Below are 22,188 nucleotides of genomic sequence, written 5' to 3'. Positions count from 1 at the left end.
TTTCACCAAACATCTTGTCTTTATGAAGCTTTTTCTCCAACTGCTGCTTTTCTTGATGCCATTTTCCGCCATTTCGCAGACGCCCTTGCAGTTCCATGAACCCGTAAAACAGCGCGTGTTTGTGCTTACGGATATCACCAATGAACCCGACGACCAAGAGTCGCTCGTGCGGTTTTTGGTCTATGCCAACGAATACGACATTGAAGGGATCGTGGCGACCACATCCACCCACCTCCGTAACATGACCCGAAGGGATAAGATCGAACAACTCGTGAAGGATTATGGCAAGGTGAAACCGAATCTGGACAAGCATGCTGCTGGCTTCCCTTCCATGGAATATCTACTAAGCGTGACAACATCACATTTGCCAGCCTTTGGAATGGATGGTGTAGGCGAGGGCAAGGATTCTCCCGGTTCCGAACTTCTGATCAAAGCAGTCGACAAAGCAGATGATCGTCCACTTTGGGTATCGGTCTGGGGCGGTGCCAATTGTCTTGCACAGGCGTTGTGGAAAGTCAAGAATAACCGCTCTTCGGCTGACCTCGAGAAGTTTGTGGCAAAACTCCGCGTGTATGCGATTTCCGATCAGGATTTTTCCGGTCCATGGATTCGACACACTTTTCCCGGGATTTTCTTCATCGTCGATCCGAGCGCCGGAGACAGTTGGAAGGAATATTATCGTGCTACCTGGACGGGAATCGGTGGCGACCGTTGGTACAAGAATGGGCCCAAGTATGCATTTGAATTGGTGGACAATCCTTGGCTGAAAGAAAATGTTAGGGAAAACCATGGCCCACTTGGCGCCAACTACCTACCGCTCGAGTATATCATGGAAGGGGATACGCCTTCGTTTTTTGGCTTGATCCAAAACGGTCTCGCTTGGTATCATTCTCCCGCCTGGGGCGGCTGGGGCGGCCGCTATGAACTCTTCCAAGCTTATGGTGAAAAGGCAAAAATCTGGACATCTACTGTTACAACCCAGGATGAAGTCGAGTTATCCGACGGCCGTGTTTTTGCCTCCAATCAGGCGACGATTTGGAGGTACAGGAAGGAATACCAGCATGATTTTGCGGCGAGGATGGATTGGAATGTGGCGGATGACTTTTCCAAAGCCAACCACAATCCGGTCGCTGCACTCAATGGCAATAAGGGAAAATCTTGGGCCAAAGGGCAAGTGCCTGCCGGCGAAAAGGTCTTCCTGAGTGCCAAAGGAAGTTCAGATCCTGACGGTGACCAGATCAGGTACCACTGGTGGGTTTACAGGGAAGCCGGGAATTTTACGGGAAACCTCGATATTTTCAATCCTCAAGGAGAGTCGATAGAATTCGTCATGCCCCGGTTACCGGACGGACAGGAGCTTCATATCATCTTGCAAGTGGCGGATTCAGGCAGCCCAAGTTTGACAAGCTATCGGAGGGTGGTGCTTTGGAATTAGAAAAATCGACTTGAAATCAATTCAAATTCTAAGTGACCTTTCATAAGGGAAAAATGCTTATCAAACGTAAAAAGTGATATTTTCTCATCGATCGTTTGCTGCAATATGATTAAGTCTGGGATTCCAACTTTATTTACTCCATTCAAAATGTTCAAATATTGAACGTGTTGGATACCCTGCCAATTTATCCTCAATGGGATTCGTTCTAAAGATCTTAAACTTACGATAATGTCATTTCTTTTCTGATGGGTCAGGCTTGGCACCAATTCGGTGAGAATAAGATCGTTTGTGCATACCAAATCTTCCGTCAATAAGAAGTCAAGCATTGGGATGTTTCCAAGCTTGAAGTACTCGATCCAAACCGAGCTGTCAACCAAGACCTTGTACCGAGACATTATTTGCGGTCTCTTAAAATGTCCAGGTCAATCCCAAGGTCAATTGTTCCTTTCATGGTGATCAATTGCTTCCTTCTAATACTTTTGATTTTTTCCTCTAAAGCTTCTTGGATCAATTGATTTTTCGTTTTTGCGCCAGTGAGAAGCATAGCTTCCTCGATGAGCTCTTTCGGTATATCAATGGTCGTTCTCATAATTTTTGATGCATTTACTCATCTGATTTGATGCAATTTAAAGTAATTTCAGCTTTTAATGAAAGCTTGACCGAAACAATTTTGTTAATACCAATATCCTAGAAGCTGTCAGTTAATCCTCGACTTGCAAATGGCCTCGACTTCGCTCGGCCACCGCTTTCGATAAAACGGGAGAGTGGTGTCAAAGGGGCGTCGAAGCAGTCCTTTGACACCTCCCATGTTAAATCAGATCCCGGACACCGAGTCTGTCTGGGGCAGACAGACGAAGTCGAGGTGTATCCGATGAAAATTACACTACTGGCAATAATGCGGATATCCACGTTTGCTAACTTTCATTTGTTACAATAGACCATGTCATGACCAAATTTGCCCCATTTCTTGTCTTTTTGCTGCTCCCATTCTTGGTAATTTCCCAAACAGAACTCCCACTCTACGATGGCCCGGTGCCCAATTCCAAGGATGTGCCCAACGAGGAGACCAGCGAGGTTCGACCGGATGGTATATTGGTCATTAGCAAGGTCAGCGTGCCAACCTTGACGGTTTACCAAGCCGAAAAACCAAATGGAAAGGCTATTATCATTTGCCCGGGAGGAGGATATTGGATATTGGCGGCAGGGCATGAGGGGCACGATGTGGCCAAGGAATTTGCGAAGCGGGGGGTGACGGCTTTTGTACTGAAGTACCGTCTGCCCAATGGTGCGACAATGGTCGACAAGAGTATCGGGCCGCTCCAAGATGCGCAACGCGCGATCCAAATGGTAAGGGAGAATGCAGAAAAATGGAACGTCGATCCAAACCAAATCGGGATCATGGGCTTTTCGGCGGGAGGCCATTTGGCATCCACGGCAGGGACGCAGTTCCACCGGGAGGTCATCGACAATCCCAACAAGACCAGCCTTCGTCCTGATTTTTTGGTTCTGATTTATCCCGTCATCACGTTTGACCCCGTCGTGGGCCATAGCGGTTCGTCCAAAAACCTGATCGGGGAACGACCCTCGCAGGGTATGATCAACTTGTATTCCAATGACAAACAAGTCAGCGCCGAGACGCCTCCGAGCTACCTTGTACATTCCAAAGACGATCCGGTGAAGATCGAGAACACTTTCCTTTTTGTAGAAGCACTGAAGCAGCATGGTGTCCCCTACGGCACTACGATCTACGCGTCGGGTGGCCACGGCTATGGCATGGTCAACAAAACCAGCGAGGTCCGATGGATGGACGAGTTGGAGAAGTGGATGGGGGCCTTGTAGAGGCCCTTTTTTTTGTATTCCGTCCCAATATCCTCTGTTTTCAAAACACAGTTTTGAAATATCTGCATTTTAATCCCTAACTTTTTGAAAAATACTAAACCCTAACTATTATGAAAAAACTATTGACCGTTCTCTTTTTCGTTGGATCTGTCTTGCCCTCCCTGGGGCAGATCAATGCCAAGCTGATGCGCTACATGGATGTTTCGGATTCCCAAATCGCCTTCGTGTATGGCGGGGATATTTGGTTGGTTGCCAAAGAGGGTGGCATGGCGACCCAATTGACCAATTCCCCGGGCGAGGAATCCTGGCCAAGGTTTTCCCCTGATGGCAAATCCATTGCGTTTTCTGCAAGCTACAATGGCAATTTGGATGTCTACACCATGCCTGTCACCGGTGGTGTGCCCACACGCGTGACGTATAAATCTTTTCCAGACAGAATGATCGACTGGCACCCGGACGGGAAGCGGCTGTTGATTGGGTCGACTGGAGAACTCGGAGGTCGCAGGTTGCTCAACCAGTTTTTCCTCGTCGGCAAAGAAGGAGGTTTTCCGGAAAAACTTCCCTTGCCCTATGGGGAATTGGCGAGCTTCTCTCCGGATGGTAAACAATTGGCCTATATCACGAAGATCACTGAGAATTACCCTTTCAAGCGGATCAGAAGTGGCAATAACTCCGACATCTTGATATATGATGTCGCTTCCAACAAGGTAGAAAACATTACCAACCGGATCGCCATCGACGGCAAGCCGGCTTGGTCGGGGAATACGGTTTATTTCCTTTCAGACGAAAATCCAGATATGCGTCTCAATGTCTGGGCCTACGATACCAAGACTAAGGCCATGTCGCAGTTGACCAACTTCAAGGATTTTGATGTTTCTTTTCTTTCTGCCAGTGAAAAGGATTTGGTGTTTGAAATGGGCGGCGATCTTTATTTGATGGATTTGGCAAGCAGGAATTACAAAAAGATCGATGTCCGCGTGATTTCTGACCTTTCCGTGGAGATTCCCCAACTCAAGGATGTCAGCAAGAGTGTCGCCAACATGACTGTTTCACCGGATGGCAAAAGGGTGGTCCTGCAAGCCAGGGGCGAGCTTTTCAATGTCCCTGCCAAAGAAGGTTTTACCATGAACATGACCCAAAGCAGCGGTGCCTTGGACCACAGCCCGGCTTGGTCGCCCGACGGCAAGACGGTGGCCTATTGGTCAGACCAGTCCGGGGAGTATGAGATTTACCTTCAAGCTTCGCAGGGAAGCCAAGAACCCAAAAAGTTGACGAATAGGAAATCCGGATTTGGCTACACGCTGCATTGGTCGCCGGACAGCAAAAAAATCGCCTTCTTGGATGAGAAATATGACATTTCGATTGTAGATGTTGCCTCCGGGCAAATCAAAAAAGCAGGGAATACTTATTGGATCGTAGGCCACGGTGGTGCACCTAGTTTCCCGATCAACTGGTCGCCTGATTCCAAATACCTCGCCTTTACGATCGGCCAGGAAAACGCAAACCAAGCGATTCATATCTATGATACTGCTTCCGAAAAACTGACCAAGGCGACTTCCGGGTTCTACGAGGATTTGTCTCCCGTATTCAGCAAAGACGGTAAATACCTTTTTTTTCAGACCAACCGCAATATGGAATCGATCTACTCCGACTTGGGCGACGGGACTTGGGTATATTCAAATACCACACAGCTTGGGGCAATTAGTTTGACAAAAGCAACTGCGTCCATACTACCTCCCAAAAACGATACGATCTCAATCGCAAGTGACAAGAAGCCGGAGGAAAAAAAAGCAAACGGCGTGCAGGTAAATATTGACTTTGACGGTTTGGAATCGCGGATTGTGCTGCTTCCCGCCAAGCCAGGGAATTTTGGAAAAATGGCCGCGATTGAAGATAAGTTGATTTACATGCGGTATCCGAGAACCGGGTCGGGTGAGACGGGTGGCACCTTGGTTTTTTATGATATCAAAGAACGGGAGGAAAAAACCATCCTCGACAAGGTCAACAATTATACTGTGACAGCGGATGGCAAATCCATATTGGTGTCGAGCAACGGTCAGTATGCAGTGATAGCAGCCAATGCAGGACAAAAGATGGAGAAAACAGTGCCGACCAACGGACTGGTCATGAATTGGGTGGCGCGGGAAGAGTGGAATCAAATATTCAATGATACTTGGCGCCGATACAGGGATTTCTTCTATGATCCCAACATGCAGGGAGTAGATTGGGAGGATATGAGGAAAAGATACGGTGCGCTCATCAAAGACGCCCGTACACGCTGGGATATCACCAATATCCAATCCAATATGCAGGCTGAGTTGGCCGCAGGACATACCTATACCAATGGCGGAGATACCGAGTCCGTTACGCCAATCTTAACGGGATTTCTTGGGATCAAGTGGGCCAAAGAAGGGGATCGGTATAAGATCGGGCGAATTGTCAAGCCGGCTTCATGGAACACGGAGGTACGGTCTCCCTTTGATCGGCCAGGCGTGGAGGTGAAGGAAGGCGATTATATCATCGCAGTCAATGGCATCAAACTCGATCCGAACAAAGATCCTTACGCGGCCTTTGAAGGTTTGAGCGGAAAAACCGTGTCCTTGACAATCGGGCAGAAAAGTGGCAATTCGGAAGTTTCGAAGGATATTGTTATCACCTGCCTGACACCTGCGGAGGAAAGTAATTTGATCTATCTCGAATGGATAGAAAACAACCGCAAAATGGTCGAGAAACTCTCGGACGGACAATTGGGCTACATCTACATGTCCAATACAGCGGGAGACGGACAGCGTGAACTCATTACGATGTACTATGGACAATTGGACAAAAAGGGATTCATCATCGACGAGCGGTTCAACGGCGGCGGACAATTGGCAGACAGGTTTATGGAATTGCTGCTTCGTCCTGTTGTTTACAACCTGCATTGGAGAAACGGCCGCGACCATACCAACCCGATCAAGGCGAATACCGGCCCTATGGGCATGCTGATCAATGGCTGGGCTGGATCGGGCGGTGACGGATTGCCTTGGGCATTCAAAGTCTTGAAAGCTGGACCTGTTGTTGGGGAAAATACACTCGGAATATTGGTAGGTCCGGCCACCGGCCATCAACTGATCGATGGGGGAGGAATCACTGTGCCCGATGCGAGGCTTTATGACAATGCCGGACATTGGTTTTGGGAAGGAGAGGGTGTGAGTCCTGATATCGTAGTCTGGGATGATCCAAACGTAATCATGCAGGGCCGTGATCCACAAATGGAGCGCGTCGTGCAGGAAGTGGTGAAGCTGATTCCTTCAAAGCCTTCCAAAATGACCCCAGCTCCTGCCTATGAGGATAGGACCGCAAAGGGGATGAAGAAGAAGTGAGACAAGCAATCAACCGTCAAAAAGCTGGTCAATGGAAATTGACCGGCTTTTTTGTTTCCCATACGCCACATCAACTTGTGCGGGCCTTTGCGACACGGTATTTTTTCTCCAAATTTCGAATTCATCCATTGGGCATCATGAACAGATTTGTATTCGGGTTTTTGGCTGCGGCCATAATATTTGTCGGGATTTGGTTTTGGTCAAATAGTAGGGAGTCCAAGGACGAAATCCTTGAAAATTCAGCGCTGATCCAGCAGCAAATCGAGCAAGTCGGCAAGCTGATCGTGACGGAGGGATATTTTTCGCAGGTTTTTACCTTTAAGAATTCGAGGGATTTGTTCATGAATATTTGGACCTCTGACAAAAAAGCCCTTGTCATCGCCAATGCCAAAGTCACTGTGGAGTATGATCTCAGGGCTTTGGAGACCGAAATCGACCCGGAAACCAAGACCGTGATCCTCAAGAAAATTCCGGATCCCGTTGTCAATATCTATCCCGAGATTGAGTACTACGATGTGACCCAGGACTATTTCAACCAATTTGGAGCAGCCGACTACAACAAGATCAAAAATACCGTCAGCAAGCGCATCCGGGAAAAAGTAGATAAGTCCAATTTGCTGGACAATTCCAGGGAAAGGTTGATGAGCGAGTTGGTCAATATTTATATTCTCACGAAGTCGCTTGGATGGACACTCCAATACAATGAAACCGTGATCGAGGGTCAGGACCAATTGAAGAACTTGGAGCGTTGACTGAAGGGCTGTTTCCCTCATTGAATTTTTCTTAAAGATCGGTCCATTTCTTTTTGACTTTGATTGAAGGTGGATCCCAACCCACAGCTAATAGGACGATTTGCCCCGAGATTTCTTGAAAAATATAGCTTGGGGAAAACCATAAAACTTGGCCATTGGCCTTCGGGCTTTTTCGGCTTTGCCCAGTCTTCGTCTTTTGCTTTGCCTCGCTTTTTTCTGCCACGTTGATGACCACCTGTGTAATTGAAACCAAACAAATGGTAAAGGATAGTCTTTTCTGTTTATTTTTATTTTGCCCCGATCTCAATGCAACCCGGATTTTTGAATCGGATATTGAAAGTGGGGCAAGGAACAGAAATACTGTGGAAAAATCCAAATGAACCCGATACCAGAAAACGCCAACCCGCGTCGGGTCTATTCGATCGACGTGTTTCGGGCGATCACCATGATGCTGATGATTTTTGTGAATGACCTTTGGACTTTGGAGGGAATTCCCGCTTGGTTGGGCCATGTGGATGCCAAGGAAGATGGGATGGGATTGGCCGATGTGGTATTTCCTGCATTCTTGGTAATCGTGGGTTTGTCTATTCCCTTTGCGCTTTCGAAGCGAATCGAAAAAGGGGAGCGTCTTGCTGGGACTCTCAAACATATTTTTTTCCGGACTTTGGCATTGTTGACCATGGGGGTGTTCCATGTCAATCTCGAGAATTACAATGGCAATGCAGCTTTGATTCCCAAAGCTATCTGGCAGATTTTGATCACAGCGGCTTTCTTTATGATTTGGTTGGATTATGGAAAAACCAAGGATAGCAGACAGCGGAAGGGATTTCAGATAGGCGGTGTGGTGCTCTTGGGTATTTTGGCTTTGATCTACAAAGGTGGGAGCGCCGAGGCACCGACTTGGATGGGTTTTCACTGGTGGGGAATACTGGGGCTGATTGGATGGGCCTACCTGATTGCGTCCTTGGTTTACCTCGCATTCAGGGAAAACTTGGGGGTTTACCTTATGTTTTTCCTGTTTTTTCTGTTTTTCAATTCCGCCGCAAAGCTTGGATGGTTGGGTATCCTGGAGGGAATCAAGCCCTATATCTGGATTTCGGGAGATGGCTCCAATCCGGCATTTGCGATGGCAGGAGTGGTTGCCGGCGTGTATTACAAAAACTATTTTACCAAGGGAAAAGGTTGGAGTTATACGCTGATTCTAGGCCTGTCGGCAGTGGTGCTGTTGGTGTTTGGATTTTGGACGCGACCCCTGTGGGGAATTCACAAGATCGGTGCATCTCCCTCTTGGGTGGCGATTTGCAGCGGGCTGAGTTTCTTGGCTTTTGCCACGATGATTTGGTTGGTGGACAAAAGGGGAAAAGCGGCTTGGTTTGATGTCATCAAGCCGGCAGGGACCAGTACCCTGACTTGTTACTTGCTGCCTTATATCCACTATGCGGTTTATACCATGGTCGGTATCAGTCTGCCTTTGGTCTTGAGGACAGGTTTGGTCGGCATCGCCAAATGTCTCCTCTACGCTCTTTTGATCATCCTGATCACTGGTTTTTTGGAGAAAAGAAGAATCAGGCTGAAAATCTAAAATCAATTATTGAAATATGAAAAAGAACATCCTCGCAGTCTTCGTCTTGTTGGCGGTATGCTGCTTTCAACAAAATTTGTCAGCCCATGTGGACTGGGTAGACGAACTCCCCGTCCGGGGATTTGCCATCGCTGCGCCTAAATCCGGAGAATTGGATAGGTTTCTAAAGTTCATGGATGAGGAGTTGGGACCTCGAAAGGTCAATGCGCTGATTCTGCGGGTAGATTTCAACTACCAATTTGAAAGCCATCCTGAGCTCAGGGAGGAAGGTGCCCTTACCAAGGCCGAAGTAAAAAAGATTGTAGCCATGGCCAAGAAACATCAGATCCAACTGATTCCCCAAATCAACCTGCTGGGCCATCAATCCTGGGCGAGCACCTTGGGCAACCTGCTGAAGGTCTATCCTGAGTTTGACGAAACTCCCCATGTCATACTGCCCGAAAAGTACCAGTGGCCGAATGCAGATGGTTTGTACTGCAAAAGCTATTGCCCGCTGCATCCCGAAGTACATGGGGTGGTATTTGCACTGATCGACGAGATCGTCGAGGTGTTTGAAACGGATGCATTCCATGCGGGAATGGACGAGGTGTTTTATATAGGTGATGATAAGTGTCCCCGCTGCCAAGGTCGGGACAAGGCTGAGTTGTTTGCGGGCGAAGTCACCAAGATCAGGAACCATTTGGCTGCCACTGATAAGAAGCTCTGGATATGGGGCGATCGGCTGATTGACGGCAAAACGACAGGGATTGGTCTATGGGAAGGAAGCTTCAACAACACGCACCGAGCTATTGACCTGATCCCAAAGGACGTGGTAATCAACGACTGGCACTACGAAAAGCCGGTGCAAACCCCAGTTTATTTTGCGATGAAAGGATTTCAGGTGATGAGTTGTTCGTGGAGAAGACCTGAGGTGGGGGTTGCCCATGTGGAGGATATGTTTCAGTTCAGGAGACACAATACAGCGGAAATGCAGGATAGATTTGCCGGCGTGATCTTGACCGTCTGGTCCGGAGTGACTCCATTTCTAGACGGCTTTTATGATTACAAATCGTTTCCTAACAAAGTGCGGGAGGAAAAGGACCTCATCCAGCCTTGGGTCACCTTTGTAAAGATGTTTGAGCGGTATGGGAGTTTGGCCCAAATGGAGGAATGATACTTGATAGGGCTTCCTTACGGATAGCAAGAAGCTTCCGGGTTGTTTTGTTGTCTTCCCGGCAATCTCCAATGTAAAGCCCGTCATGACGGATTGGCTGCGGCAATTGCATCCCAGGATCAAGCTAGAAACAATTACATGAATCAGGGAATACGCCGGATTCAATTGCCAAAACTAATGCCTGCCAAAATTCCGTTGTTGGCAACTTTAACAATAGGCGATCGCAGTAGGGTACCAGTATGTATTTCCCGACATGAAGTTCTGATTTGATCCCATTCTTTTCCAAAAAAAAAGCCAGCCCAATCTCAGAGCTGGCTTTTTCTTTTCATTCAGCCTGTCTAACGCGATCTCTTGATCACCCGTACGGTTTGCAGGCCTTTGTCAGTCCTAAGTGAGATGACGTACAGACCATCGGCGACTCCCGAGAAGTCAAGCTCTAAGCGTCCTTCCTGCTGATACCAATTGGTGCCGATGGAGTGTTGCCTTCCTACCGCATCAATCACGGTCAGATCCCGTTGTGCGGAAAAATCGGAAACCAATCCACTCATTTGGATTTGGAGTCTGTCTATGACTGGGTTTGGATAGGCGATGAGCTTGCTAGCCGGATTGTCAATCTTAGCGCCTTGGGCTTCTGACGACTCAGTGTTTGTCGACAAGATTTCCGAAGCAGCTGTACCCTGTATCCTGGCGTTTTGTGTTCCGACAGGGATGGATTTTGGACGGATAACAATGGCTTGTGCCACCCAATTCTCACTAATTGAAGCCCTACCGATTAGGTTTCCGGTCGCTCCAGGATCCGTTTTGATAAGGAATGCCATCATGTTCGAAGTCAAGCCTTGTTGGTTATTCGGGTCATCATATACCTCGGTGAAACCAGAAGGTGCCGTCCAGGTTGCATCTTTCTTATTAGTAAAGAAGGTCATTACCATACTATTGCAGGCACTGGTATTTATGGTTGGAATGGTGGCCGTCAAAGATGGTGATCCTGAAGCACCGACCGAAGCCTCGATTGGGCCGTTAGGATGTGCAATGTCCGCCCCGGTTACCCTGGTAATGCCTATTGTCCATTTTGGACTTTGGCTGATGCTGAATCCATACGACGCAGGTTCATTGTTGCTTGTGATGACTTTGTAGTAAGTGACCATTGCCACCTGATTACCTTGGTTGACCCTTCTAATCAGCTTCCAGGAATTGTCTGGAGGTGTCACAGAAGGCGCTTGACCTTTTTCGAACATCAATCCTACTATGAGCAAATCGCCGATTTGGGTGTTCGCTGGTCTTTGGACGGTGGCAGGTCTAGCCGTACTTCCTGCACCTTTGGCTGTGGCAAAGCTTCCAATAGCTGGTGCGGCATTCACGCAGCCTATGATAGTCAAAGAGGTATATACGGAATTTGCAGTTGTGTAATTCACGTCACCCGCATAATGTGCAATTGCGAGGTAGTTTCCAGGCATTGATGGAGGGCTGAGCGTCAGACCATAAGATGTCCCATTCGTCCCTTCATATTGAATTGTAAGTAAATCCGAGTTGAGTAGATCGCTTGAACCTCCAACACCAAATACCTTTGCCGTAGCTGGTTTCGGATTACCATCAAATTCAAATGTTCCACCAGTAATTTGGACAGTTGGAGTCGCCTTTCCGACGGCAAGCATACCCTTGGTAACATTACCCAAGACGTAATTCGAAGGCTCGACCAGTGTGATCTCTGGTTTTACCAAATAGTTTCCAGCTGCGATGGTGCCTGTTGATGGGAATTCTGATCCATCTGAATCTAGTTTATAGGCTATGTTCTCGACCACAGTTTCCTCATTGTCTTCCAAGACCACCTCTTCGTTTTGTGGATTGCGAAACTTAGTACTGAAAACAAATCCTTCAAATTGACTGCTATATACAGGGTTTGGATTTCCGAAGGTGATCTGATTAGGGTTCGCTTCGGTTGTTACATTGAGAGTGGCAGGTGTGATTTCTAAGCCGCCAGGCAAATAGGATGTCCTGAAGTTTCTGGAATCAAAGGTTCCCGGGATGATGAAATGGTTTCCAACATCCGAACCGGTGACCATACTGATTGAGAAGAACTCCAGATTGAAGTCATCCTCTTCCCCTTCTATTTCCGCTCCAAAGTCGTAGAATTTGCCTAAGACCGCATTTTCACCTTCCACTGCCAAGTCTAGGTCTTTTTCACCAAAGACCACCAAACTGTTGTTAGTGGTTTCAGTTTCGCCATTCTCAGTACTATTAAGGATTGTTCTGGCATTGATGATTGTTCTGCCGTTCAGGATTGTCCTCGCATTGATTATGCTGCGTCCGTTTAGAATCGTTCTGCCATTGACAATGGTTCGGGCGTTGAGGATTGTCCTTGCGTTAATCATCGATCTTCCGTTAATAGCAACCGGCTTGAGGACTTGATCCTCTTCGTTGTCCAGGTAATCCACAAATGCTTCCGCAGGGACATCAAATGCAGAGTTGATGATTGTTCGGGCGTTGATGATTGTTCGGGCATTGATCATTGTCCTCGCACTAACCATGAAGCTTTTGTTCACGAGGGTCTCTTCATTGAGGATCGTTCGTCCATTGAATATTCCAAGTGGAAGGCTGGTATCTCCAGCTTGTTTGGCAAAAGAAAGGTCTGTGAGATACTGCTCTATCACTTTGTCTTTGATCACTTGGGGGTCGGTGATGAGAACTTTCTCTCCATCCTGTATTAATTCCGCTGGAATAATTACCTCAAATTCAAGATTGTCGGATATCGATTCGCCGAACGTGATGGATAGATCTTTGGGTTGGATCGTAATCGCTAGTGGATCAACTCTGTACGTAGCCGAAGTATACTGAATCAAACCAGCCTCCAACGTACCTGCGTAATTGTAGAAATCCGAAAATGCGAAGCCTGTCCTAGGGTGGGATGCCCTAATGATATATGTTCCCACCTCAGCCAACTCTCCTCCAAGGTCAAAAATAGGGCTCGACAATGAAAGAAGTCTCAGCGCGCTATTGGGGTCATTTGGATCTGTGGTTAACCCAATCTCAGCCAAAGTCAATGCGCTAGGCACCCAAGTATTGCCCTCGGCTAGCTCTACGATACTGAAAGTGAGTGGATTAAGTACCTGTCCGTATTTTTTGTTTTGGTTGTCAAGTTTAATCGCTACTGTTTTTTTGATCACGTCGAAGAAGAAGACAGGACCAGCTGTACCTCCATCGGTTTGGGTCTCAGAAATCGGATTATTGACTACGGTAATGTCCGGATTACCTTCAAAAGTGGGTACAGTGACCACCAAGTTTCCAGTGTTTTCATCAAATGTTGATGGAAGTTTCTCGTCACGCAAAAAGACCTCTGAGGATTCATTGAAGTTTTTCCCTGTAATTGTCAGTTGGAATTCAACCTCACCCAAGCCAGTGTTCTGATCATATACCAGCGCAATGATTTCGGGATTTGGGTTTGCCAAAGTTAGTAGGGCGCGATCAGCTCTAACCATACCCGACCCAGATTTGAAATCAACTCCCGCTTCATGCATGTCCTGTGAAGTACTCGACATCACCCGTCTGATGTCCGCTGGAAGGCTTACCCCTGGACCACCAATCCATCCGGGAGGATTGGTGGTCGGATAATATTTCACCCTTGCCTGCTTAATCAATGCCGCCACTGCAGCTGCATGAGGCGCAGCTGCGGAGGTTCCAAAGAAATTAGGGAAATCATCGTTTTCAAGATTTGGCGCGCCAAGATCGACTGTTGTATTTATTCCGTTTGGTCCCACAAAGTCCGGTTTGTTCCTTATCTCGTTTTCGGAAGTTGTTCCCCCACGTGAGGAGAATGTTGCTACGGTAAATGGAGGAGTGCCAGCAGGCACGAGGCTTGGGTCAAAATTAAATACCGAAGTATTGGCATAAAGAACAGCACCTACGGTCAAAGCCCCCTCAGAATTTGCATGTCCTACGATCGTAGAAGAGTTGATGCCATTGGGATCGTTGGGGTCAAGTTCCCCGCGGAACACGACATATTTGAATTTGATCCCTCGATTGGAATCCAAATCGCCGCAGCTGCCGCATTCCCTCGCTAGAAGCAATTCAACGGTAGTCTCCTCGGTCACTGTAAATGAGAGAATTTCAATTGGATCACCGTTTTGGTTGTTTCTATTAAACCCAAAAAGTGGTACACCTTGGAAGTTTTTGAGATAAATATCCAAGTCATACTGACTGCCTTGTTGCTCAATTGAAAACAAAGGGTCATCCCATTGAAGGGCAATCATATAAACCGCGGGGCCATTTTGACCTGGGAATACCTTGATGGATTGGGTATTTCTACCATTGGCAAACTGGTGAACCCGCCCTTCTGGCCAAATACCTCCGTTCAACGGTAAGCTGACCGTGTTGTCAACCACAGGATTGAATGTTCCTTCGAACGACTTGCTGCCAAAATTGCCCGCTGAGGTAAAATAGGAGACTCCGTCAGACGTCACTTGATTGACTGCCCTGCTTACCCGTCCATCCCTGAAGAATGGTTCGGTGATGTAGGTAATGTCGTCGACGATAATGTCGCTGCCGGCTTCGGCCAATTCCAAAATACCTTTCGCAAAATCCCCGGCAGTTACTACGCCATACCTGAAGCCCAACTGTGCACCAGGAGCTACATCGTGTATGATTTGTATCATTGCACGGCCTTCATCAGTCCCCTTTCCGTATCTGCTAGGCAAATCTTTGGAGAAATAAAGTTCAGATGGCAAGTCTCCATTTGCAATGTCAACTGCAAGTGGGTTTACGCCCTCATCAGTCCTGGTCGCATAGCTGTCTGACAGCACGCCGATTTTCACACCGGTGCCATTTATGGTGGGGTCACCTTCAAAATGGGAATAACCAAACTTGACCAAGTCAGAGCGCATCACTTTATCCCCTTGTGTAGTGGTGATACCCTTATTGGTGACCGGAGGAAATGCCGGCCGAATCTCCTGAATATAAAGTACTTCTTGGTTGATTTGCTCCAACAAACCGATTGGTAAGAAACCGGCGATGATGAAATCGTCTTCAAATTCCTCGATGTCGATCAGATCAGAGGTAAATTCAAATTGGTATTGAGATTCCAACAATCCGATCAGGGCTGGCAAGTTCGACTTGTCCTTGAAAATAATCTCAACGAGCACTTTTGCTCCCTCAATGTAATATACCTCATTCGTTTCGACCGGATTTTCTGGATCGAATAAATTGTATAGCATTGTGAGTTCGGATCCGATCAGGTCATAAACCTTTCCTGCGAAAGGTGCACAAACTCCAAATGTCTGTCGTTGAGCAACGGTAATTGAAAAAGTCGCAGGTTCCTCTGCACATGCTCCGACTGATTGGGGTTCAACCTGAATCACATCTCCAGAGGTGGCAATGTAGTTTGATGGATCTTGGATTTCGATTGTGCTTTGATCTTGGAGAATTTTTCTGAACACCAAGTTGCCCTGGTCGGTAGTTGCGTAATCATTCAAATCGATTACAGCGGTACTACCGCCGAGTTCGTCACTACATACCAAAGCATCTTCGATAGTCAAATTGGCTGGAGTTGAAAGTTCAACGGATTTGGAACAAGACACTGGGCCGCAAGAGGATTGGCTGGTAATTTCTACCGAGACTGTGCCCGCGCCTGTCCAATTGACCGAAATTGAATTGGATCCTTGACCTCCCATTATTTGACCTTCCCCAGTAATTGACCAGAGGTAGTTTTCTGCACCCTCGGGCACTGAATAGGTCGCTAGATTCCCGGCGCAGACCGCGGATGGTCCTTGTATTTCACATTCCCCGTCCAGATCCACAGATGTGGAGGCTGCCTGCACTGACCTGTCTTGGCTACCGACAGATTTTCCATTCAATGAAACAACCCGGGTATGATAAGGTGAGCCATTGATGCTTGAAGCAGAATTACCTTCACCCCAATCGGCGGCGCTCGCGATATGCCCACCCCATGCGATGACCACAGTGTTATTGTTGCCGCTAAGGTTGCCAGTCGCTCTAAATGCTATTCTCAATCTTGTAATTGCTGTTGTTGAACTAGGGTTCTGCTGAATAACATAGCTGATTGCTCCAAATGTACCGCCGTGGATTGCCAGTCTGCGTTCTTCGGAGGGTATGTTATTGAAACTCTCCCGTGGCATCCCCGTGCTTCCACCAGGTGCGGGAATATTAGCGTAGGCATAAGCCGATGAACCGAATGGGAAACCCGGAACCGGCTCTACGACCTCGCAAATCCTGTCAAACCCTGTGATGTAGTCAACGGCACTTTTCCCATTGCTTCTGGTATCCCACTCAATTTCAATAACGCCTTGAAAGCCAGATCTCAATTTTGAAATTGTAAGCCTGTAGGGGATCGATTGTCCCTCAAAAAAGTGACTGTTGCTTTCATTGGAATTTCCTGTTGCCCAGTTGACTGGACTTACTGCAGGTTTATTGATGCCTCCGTTTTGGCCTTGTTCCAGCCTTACAGTTTGGCCATCCACCTCAGTTATTGCGATCAGAAAAAGGAAAAGCAACTTCAGCTTTGACAAGATATTTTTCATGATGAGTTGGGTTGTGTTGAAATTCTCAAAAGTTACAGTCGAAGGGTTCATTCGATAACTGATTTATTTCATTGGGTTGTAAAGCACTTTTAAAAACATCCATGTTTGGCTTAGAATGAAATACAGTTTTCATTACTCAAAATAGACTTTAAAAGGTACGAAAAAAACATAACCCCACAAGCAAATAAAAATTTAATTGTTAGGTAATAAAGATTTAGGTTGGTATTTTATTGATTTTTTTCAATAATGGCATCAAGGAAAGAATTATTCGATTATTGGATTGAATTATGTAAAGAATTTACCTGAGAGTTTTTTGGGAAGTTCTAAGCGTATTGCGATTGTCACCATGAAAGGGCCATTTTTCAATATTTTTGATTGAAAAGAAGGTATTTATCTATAGATTCCTAGTATGAAGAATTCACATTTCATTCAGCTTGTTTTTTTTCTGACCATTTGTTGGGATGTCTACCCAATTACTACAGACCGGCAGATCAACAAATCCGTCAAGCCAAATATCATCTTCATTCTGGCCGACGATTTGGGTTATGGCGATTTGGGAGTTACGGGGCAAACCAAGATCGAGACACCCAATTTGGACAAGTTGGCACGAGAGGGGATGCTTTTCACCAATCATTACTCCGGCGCGACCGTGTGCGCCCCATCAAGGGCTGCGCTGATGACGGGTTTGCATACAGGCCACACGCCAATCAGGGGAAACAAGGAAATACAACCCGAGGGACAGCATCCCATGCCTGATTCTGTACTTACTTTACCCAAAATGATGAAAAGGGCTGGTTATGCCACCGGGGCGTTCGGAAAATGGGGCTTGGGATTTGTCGGTACTTCGGGTGATCCCATCAATCAGGGGTTCGACCAGTTTTTTGGCTACAATTGCCAGCGATATGCCCATCGGTATTTTCCAGAATACCTTTGGCTGAATTCAGAGAAAGTCTTCCTGCCTGGAAATGACTGGACAAACAAAGCCACTTTTGCGCCGGATGTGATCCAAAAAGCCGCTTTGGAATTTATTGAGGCAAATAGCGGCAATCCTTTTTTTATGTATGTACCGATGGTTATCCCGCATGCGGAATTGGCTGCGGATGAGGAGAGTCCGATTTTCAAGAAATATCGGGAGAGGTTTGGCGACGAAAGGGAGTTTGTGGCGCCAGCTGGGTGGGACTATGGACCCGGCATCAATATCCCTGGCTACCAATCCGTCAAACATCCCAGGGCGACCTATGCCACGATGGTCGAAAAACTTGATGCCCATGTCGGTGAAATCATTGCGAAGCTAGAAGTACTTGGTATCCGGGAGAATACAATCATCGTCTTTGCCTCTGATAACGGACCCCACCAAGAAGGTGGCAATGATCCAGACTTTTTTGACAGCAATGGGATTTACAGAGGATACAAGCGGGATTTGTACGAAGGGGGAATCAAAACTTCATTGATCGCCAACTGGCCAAGAAAAATAAAAGCAGGTTCGGTTTCAGACCATGTTTCCGCATTTTGGGATTTGATGCCGACTTTTGCCGAATTGGCGGGAGTGTCCATTGACGCGGAGTTGGATGGGATATCGATGGTCCCCACGCTACTGGGAGAGGGGAGGCAAGTTCAACACGAGTATTTATACTGGGAGTTTGTGGAGCAAGGGGGGAAGCAGGCCATTCGGATGGGTGACTGGAAAGCCGTGAGACTGAATGTGAAAAACAATCCGAATCCAACGATGGAGATTTTCAATCTTCGCGACGATCCTTCCGAAACAAAAAACCTGGCGGATCAATACCCTGATTTGGTCTCGGAGTTCAATAGACGTTTCGCGGAAGCCCATCGTCCGAATGCCGTTTTTCCGCTTTTTGAATAAGGGACGCGTAAAGGTTTTTCCGAACTTGTTATTTGCCCATACAAAAACAAAAAAACCTCCGGGTTTTCGGAGGTTCTTTTGCTATTCGGGTATTTGGAATTAACCGATGGAGATCCGCTTGAAAGCAGATACTGTCAGGCCTTTGCTGACGCCGTCCAAGTACTGTGCGATGGATTTGGTGTTGTCCTTTACAAAGGCTTGGCTCAGCAAAGTGCTCTCTTTGTAGAACTTCTGCAATTTGCCAAGGGCGATTTTTTCGAGCATTTCCTCAGGCTTGCCTTCTTGTCTCGCTTGGTCTTTGCCGATTTCGATTTCTCTTTCTACAATCGAAGCATCTACGCCGTCTTTGTCAACAGCAACTGGGTTCATGGCAGCAATCTGCATAGCCACGTCTTTGCCAGCCTCTTCCACAGCTGCACCGTTTACGTTTTTCAACGCAACCAATACGCCCAATTTGCCATTGGAGTGGATGTAAGGAACTACAGCTTCACCCTTCACGACTTCGAAGTGGGAGATTTCGATTTTCTCACCGATTTTACCGGTAAGCTCGATGATTTTCTCGCCGATGGTGATGCCTTCGAATGGAATCGCCAAAACGTCCGCAGCTGTAGCTGCATTGTTTGCGATCGCCAAATCCAAGGCAGTATTTGCGAAAGCCACGAATTCTTCGTTTTTGGCCACGAAGTCTGTTTCGCAGGTCAATGAAAGCAAGGTTCCGGTGGTACCGTTTGCACTCGTCTTGATGACGATTGTACCTTCTTTGGTTTCGCGGTCGGCTCTGGAAGCAGATACCTTTTGACCTTTTTTCCTCAAGATGTCGATTGCTTTTTCGAAATCACCCTCTGCTTCTGTAAGGGCTTTTTTACAATCCATCATGCCGGCACCGGTCATTTGCCTCAATTTGTTTACTTCTTGTGCAGTAATTGCCATTGTTTTAGTCAATTTATGAGATTAAACTTTTTGTCTGTTTGATCAACCAGCAGGTCCAAAGACCTTCGAGGTTGGAAATTTCCTGAAAAGCCTTTGTAGTGATAAAAACCTCAAAGGTCTGTTAGAAACAAAAAATTGAACACAGGCCGGGGCCACATGTTCAATCTTTTGAATAAATGAAATCAAAGTGGATTATTCTTGTGTCTCGGCGTCGACAGCTCTTTTAGCTTCTTCCTCTTCGGTCAGCTTCGCATCTTCTTTGTCTCTTTTACGCTCGGAGAGACCTTCTTCGATGGCTGCACCAAATGCTTTGACGAGCAAGGATATTGATTTGTAAGCATCGTCATTGGCTGGGATAGGGAAATCCACCTCGTTGGGGTTGGAGTTTGTATCTACCAATGCGAAAACAGGGATACCAAGCTTTTGTGCTTCTGAGATCGCGATGTGCTCTCTCTTGATGTCAACGACAAACAAAGCAGCAGGAAGTCTGGTCAAGTCGGAGATACCGCCCAACACATTTTCCAATTTCTCGCGCTGTCTGCTGACCATGAGTCTTTCTTTTTTCGCCAGGTTCTTGTAGGAATCTTCCTTCATCATCTTGTCGATGGAAGACATCTTCTTCAAGGATTTGCGGATGGTGGCGAAGTTGGTCAACATACCGCCGAGCCATCTTTCGGTCACGAAAGGCATGTTGAGTCTTTTTGCTTCGTCGGCCACCAAGTCTTTCGCCTGCTTTTTGGTAGCGACGAACATGACTTTTTTGCCTGAGCGAACGATCTGCTTGATTGCGTTGGATGCTTCTTCGAGGCAAACAAGCGTTTTGTTGAGGTCAATGATATGGATTCCGTTCTTCTCCATGAAGATGTACGGCGCCATTCTTGGATCCCACTTTCTCGTCAAGTGTCCAAAATGAACACCAGCATCCAGTAAGTCTTTATATTCTAATTGTGCCATTAATAGATAAATATGAAAGTAAAGGGTATATAAAGTCCCAATTAACGTTTGGAGAACTGGAATCTTCTTCTGGCTTTTCTGCGTCCTGGCTTCTTACGCTCGACCATTCTTGGGTCACGGGTAAGGAATCCTTCTTTTTTCAAGGCTGGCCTGTGGGCGATATCGAATTCGCAAAGCGCTCTGGAGATAGCCATTCTGGCTGCCTCTGCTTGTCCTTTGATCCCTCCGCCGTCCAGGTTGATCTTGATGTCATAGGTGCCATCCACGCCCGCAAGCACCAGTGGTTGCTTGACAATGATCTGGTGCAGCTCAAACGGAAAATAAGTCTCGATCGATCTGTCGTTGATCGTGATCTCGCCTTTTCCGGGTTTCATGTAGATTCTTGCGACAGATGTCTTTCTTCTACCGATTGTGTTGATGATTTCCATGAACTGCTAGATTAAAATTTGACTTCTTTTGGTTGCTGTGCGGCATGTGGATGCTCAGGACCGTTGTACACAAACAGGTTTCTGTACAAATCCCTTCCCAATCTGTTTTTGGGAAGCATTCCCCTTACGGCTTTTTCTACCAAGATGGAAGCTGATTTTTCTTTCAACATCCTTGGGGTAGAGATCCGCTGTCCGCCTGGATAACCGGTATGACGTACATAGACTTTCTCGTCCATCTTTCTGCCGGTCAGCCTTACCTTGTCTGCATTGATGACAATCACGTTGTCTCCGCAGTCCACATGAGGGGTGAAATAAGGCTTGTGCTTGCCCCTCAGGATTCTAGCAACCTCACTGGCAAATCTACCTAGCACTGCAGAATGGGCGTCCACTACGATCCATTTTTTCTCTACAGTCTGTGCATTCGCTGATTTGGTTTTGTAGCTTAATGTATCCACTGTGTAAATGTTTGTTTATTAGCTTGTTATGTATACTTCACCCTCAAAAAGGGACACAAAGATAGAAGTATTTTCTTTTTCAAACAAAAGAAAGCACATTATTGCCCACATTTTCTTTGGGTTAGCGATTTTTCTCCAACTGTTTGACCAGGACATCAAAGTCTTTGGGGTAGGGAGCTTCTACTTCTATCCGCTCTCCTTTCAATCCTTCGAATCCAATCCCAAACGCATGGAGCGCCACCCGCTGCATGATGGGCAATTCCTCTGTATCTTTTTTAAGGTTAAACCGCCGCTTCAAGGCAGATAAATAAAGTGGTTTGCCGCCGTAGGTCTCATCTCCACAGATAGGCGTCTTCAGATGGGCCAAATGCACCCTTATCTGGTGTAGCCTTCCCGTCACGGGCCTGCAGGCAATCAGGGAATGCCCGTAATAAGTCCGCAGCGTGGTGAAGTAGGTCTGTGCCGGCTTGCCTTCCTTGGTTATCTTGGCGATGCCTTTGTTGGTCGCGTGGATATTGCGGTCTACGAGCAAGTTGTCGTACTCGTGAATGCCTTCCACGACTGCATGATAGACTTTGTCCACTTTTCTGTCCTCAAACTGAATCGCGATATTCCTGTAGGCTTCGGGGTGCTTGGCAATGACCAAGCATCCTGAAGTTTCTTTGTCCAGCCGGTGACACACCTGGGCATCAGGGGTGTATTGTCTGGCCAAGTCCAGGATATTCTGCGCTTCGTGACGGTCGTCCAATGTCGATACATAGGGAAGCTTATTGATGACAAGGTAATCCTCGTTTTCAAACAGAATCAGTTCCTGAAAGTCAATCTTCTTCATGCAGCCTACGCGCCCAATAAGCGCGCAAAGGTATTGAAATCGGGGAGGAAAAAAAACAGATTGGAAAACTGA

At 47.0% G+C, this 22,188-nt stretch carries 15 protein-coding genes; 7 read left to right on the top strand and 8 right to left on the bottom strand.

Annotated features, from left to right (window positions below; genetic code table 11):
- The first annotated feature begins 22 nt into the window (after positions 1 to 22).
- Positions 23 to 1,435 (top strand): nucleoside hydrolase-like domain-containing protein, encoded by a 1,413-nt coding sequence (locus C943_RS06535; RefSeq protein WP_008625628.1) that lies wholly within the window; start codon positions 23 to 25, stop codon positions 1,433 to 1,435.
- On the opposite strand, the gene C943_RS22615 is transcribed toward C943_RS06535, so the two are convergent.
- Positions 1,432 to 1,830: a PIN domain-containing protein gene (locus tag C943_RS22615; RefSeq protein WP_040479320.1), complete on the bottom strand. Its 399-nt coding sequence runs from the start codon at positions 1,828 to 1,830 to the stop codon at positions 1,432 to 1,434. The two genes, C943_RS06535 and C943_RS22615, sit on opposite strands and share 4 nt — an antisense overlap.
- The gene (locus tag C943_RS06525) at positions 1,830 to 2,024 is read right to left on the bottom strand and encodes a type II toxin-antitoxin system VapB family antitoxin (RefSeq protein WP_008625624.1); all 195 of its coding nucleotides are present in this window, start codon (positions 2,022 to 2,024) and stop codon (positions 1,830 to 1,832) included. The genes C943_RS22615 and C943_RS06525 overlap by 1 nt, the downstream gene beginning before the upstream one ends.
- A gap of 356 nt (positions 2,025 to 2,380) precedes the next feature.
- On the opposite strand from C943_RS06525, the gene C943_RS06520 reads away from it, so the two are divergent.
- The 5 genes from C943_RS06520 (at position 2,381) to C943_RS06495 (ending at position 10,126) form a co-directional block, all read left to right on the top strand.
- A complete protein-coding gene (locus C943_RS06520; RefSeq protein ID WP_008625622.1) occupies positions 2,381 to 3,274 on the top strand; it encodes an alpha/beta hydrolase in 894 nt (297 codons plus the stop codon).
- 110 nt (positions 3,275 to 3,384) lie between these two features.
- Positions 3,385 to 6,639, top strand: a complete 3,255-nt coding sequence (locus C943_RS06515) for a S41 family peptidase (protein ID WP_008625616.1) — start codon at positions 3,385 to 3,387, stop codon at positions 6,637 to 6,639.
- A 137-nt stretch (positions 6,640 to 6,776) separates the two neighbouring features.
- On the top strand, positions 6,777 to 7,391 hold the full coding sequence (locus tag C943_RS06510) for a DUF4230 domain-containing protein (RefSeq protein WP_040479412.1): 615 nt from the start codon (positions 6,777 to 6,779) through the stop codon (positions 7,389 to 7,391).
- A 376-nt stretch (positions 7,392 to 7,767) separates the two neighbouring features.
- A complete protein-coding gene (locus C943_RS06500) occupies positions 7,768 to 8,973 on the top strand; it encodes a heparan-alpha-glucosaminide N-acetyltransferase domain-containing protein (RefSeq protein WP_008625609.1) in 1,206 nt (401 codons plus the stop codon).
- Between the two features lie 16 nt (positions 8,974 to 8,989).
- Positions 8,990 to 10,126, top strand: coding sequence for a family 20 glycosylhydrolase (locus tag C943_RS06495; protein ID WP_008625608.1), 1,137 nt, complete (start codon positions 8,990 to 8,992; stop codon positions 10,124 to 10,126).
- A gap of 338 nt (positions 10,127 to 10,464) precedes the next feature.
- Here the strand turns inward: C943_RS06495 and C943_RS06490 are convergent, their stop codons facing one another.
- The gene (locus C943_RS06490; protein WP_157198454.1) at positions 10,465 to 16,653 is read right to left on the bottom strand and encodes a S8 family serine peptidase; all 6,189 of its coding nucleotides are present in this window, start codon (positions 16,651 to 16,653) and stop codon (positions 10,465 to 10,467) included.
- 409 nt (positions 16,654 to 17,062) lie between these two features.
- Between C943_RS06490 and C943_RS06485 the strand changes: the two genes are divergently transcribed.
- Complete coding sequence (locus C943_RS06485; protein ID WP_008625604.1) at positions 17,063 to 18,517, top strand: arylsulfatase; 1,455 nt, start codon at positions 17,063 to 17,065, stop codon at positions 18,515 to 18,517.
- Positions 18,518 to 18,616: 99 nt separating this feature from the next.
- On the opposite strand, the gene tsf is transcribed toward C943_RS06485, so the two are convergent.
- From tsf to C943_RS06460, 5 genes are all read right to left on the bottom strand, one after another.
- Positions 18,617 to 19,447 (bottom strand): translation elongation factor Ts, encoded by an 831-nt coding sequence (gene tsf, locus C943_RS06480; protein ID WP_008625602.1) that lies wholly within the window; start codon positions 19,445 to 19,447, stop codon positions 18,617 to 18,619.
- 192 nt (positions 19,448 to 19,639) lie between these two features.
- The gene (gene rpsB, locus C943_RS06475; RefSeq protein WP_008625601.1) at positions 19,640 to 20,401 is read right to left on the bottom strand and encodes a 30S ribosomal protein S2; all 762 of its coding nucleotides are present in this window, start codon (positions 20,399 to 20,401) and stop codon (positions 19,640 to 19,642) included.
- A gap of 41 nt (positions 20,402 to 20,442) precedes the next feature.
- Positions 20,443 to 20,829, bottom strand: coding sequence for a 30S ribosomal protein S9 (rpsI, locus tag C943_RS06470; RefSeq protein ID WP_040479313.1), 387 nt, complete (start codon positions 20,827 to 20,829; stop codon positions 20,443 to 20,445).
- Positions 20,830 to 20,840: 11 nt separating this feature from the next.
- Positions 20,841 to 21,284 (bottom strand): 50S ribosomal protein L13, encoded by a 444-nt coding sequence (gene rplM / locus C943_RS06465; protein WP_008625597.1) that lies wholly within the window; start codon positions 21,282 to 21,284, stop codon positions 20,841 to 20,843.
- Positions 21,285 to 21,405: 121 nt separating this feature from the next.
- Entirely contained in the window at positions 21,406 to 22,116 is a 711-nt protein-coding gene (locus C943_RS06460; protein WP_008625596.1) for an RluA family pseudouridine synthase, read from the bottom strand.
- Positions 22,117 to 22,188: the final 72 nt, after the last annotated feature.

Source organism: Mariniradius saccharolyticus AK6 (assembly GCF_000330725.2).
Classification (GTDB): domain Bacteria; phylum Bacteroidota; class Bacteroidia; order Cytophagales; family Cyclobacteriaceae; genus Mariniradius; species Mariniradius saccharolyticus.
The sequence above is the reverse complement of the archived record's forward strand: the minus strand, read 5'-3'. Positions and strand labels throughout refer to the sequence as shown.